Raw genomic sequence first — 1199 nt, 5'->3', positions numbered from 1 at the left:
GGTCTTGGCCAATTGCCTGGTGAGCTCTTCGATATCGGCCTTCAACTGCCGGATGTCGGCTTCGAGGTCGGCGCTGGGGGGAGTGTCTGTTGCGGATCTGCCTGCGGCGGTCGCCATTGCGTAACTCCTTATGTTTGCTTCCATTTCAACGCTTGGCCGAGACCGGGGTTCCGTTCTGCCGGTCCGGCTCGTCGTCAGATCAGCGGTCTGCGCTCCTCACCCAAACCTTGCCAGCCGGCCAACTCCGTCAGCCCCTCATGGCTGAGAACCTCGCAACCACCGTCACGCCAAATGATCAGCTTACGGTCCATCAGCTTGCGGATCGTCTTGTTGGTATGCACCAGCGAAAGGCCGAGCGTATCGGCGATATGCTGCTGCGTGATCGGGATCTGCACCGGCCGCTTGCCGTTCAGGCCCGCCCCCCGGGCACGGCTGGAGATGAAGGCGACAAGATAGGCGGTGCGCTCAAGCGCGGAACGGCGACCGATGCTCAGCAGGTTTTCATCGAGCATGCGCTCCTCGCGCGACGCCATCCAGGTGATGTCATAGGCCAGGCCCGGGTAGTTGCGGTAAAGCTCGTGCAATTGGTCGCGCTCGAAGACGCACAGCAGCATCGGCGACAAGGCCTCGACGGAATGCTGCATCTCGCCCATCAGGCTGCCTTGCAGGCCGATGAGATCGCCGGGCATGGAATAATTGAGGATTTGCCGCCGCCCGTCGGGCAACAGCTTGTAGCGGAATGCCCAGCCTGAAAGTATGGTGTAGAGATGCGCGCTGTGGCTGCCTTCGACCAGCACGGTCGCCCCCTTGTCGACCGCAAGCTCTCCTTTCTTGAAGCCGCTGACGAACAACAGCTCCTGGCTCTCGAATTCGCGAAAGACTGGCAACGGCCGCAACGGGCATTTGCCGCAAGGATATTGGCGGGTGGCAAGGGAATATGCGCTCTGGCCGGACATTTCGACCCCTCTTCGAAACCCCTGCCCCGATCGGGCGAATACAAACGCTTCACGCCGACCGAGGTTCCGCCGCTCACGCAATGCATCGCCGGTCATGTCTTTTTTAAATGACAGAGCGCCGAATACCGCGCATGACTGCAGCCTTATAGGAGTCGCCGCCACGTGCCCCCATTGCTAGACGGATTGCGTATCCTGGTCTTGGAAGACGAATTCCTGATAGCGATGGATGTCGAGCAACTATGC

Annotated in this window: 1 protein-coding gene; it reads right to left on the bottom strand. The window is 60.4% G+C overall.

Going from position 1 to position 1199, the window contains the following annotated elements; all coding sequences use genetic code 11:
* Positions 1–194: 194 nt before the first annotated feature.
* The gene (locus EOA60_RS33790) at positions 195–956 is read right to left on the bottom strand and encodes a Crp/Fnr family transcriptional regulator (protein WP_095799844.1); all 762 of its coding nucleotides are present in this window, start codon (positions 954–956) and stop codon (positions 195–197) included.
* Positions 957–1199: the final 243 nt, after the last annotated feature.

It is taken from the genome of Mesorhizobium sp. M1A.F.Ca.IN.020.06.1.1 (genome assembly GCF_004023265.1).
Lineage (GTDB): Bacteria > Pseudomonadota > Alphaproteobacteria > Rhizobiales > Rhizobiaceae > Mesorhizobium.
Note: the sequence above shows the minus strand (reverse complement) of the source record. Positions and strands in the feature narration are given on the sequence as shown.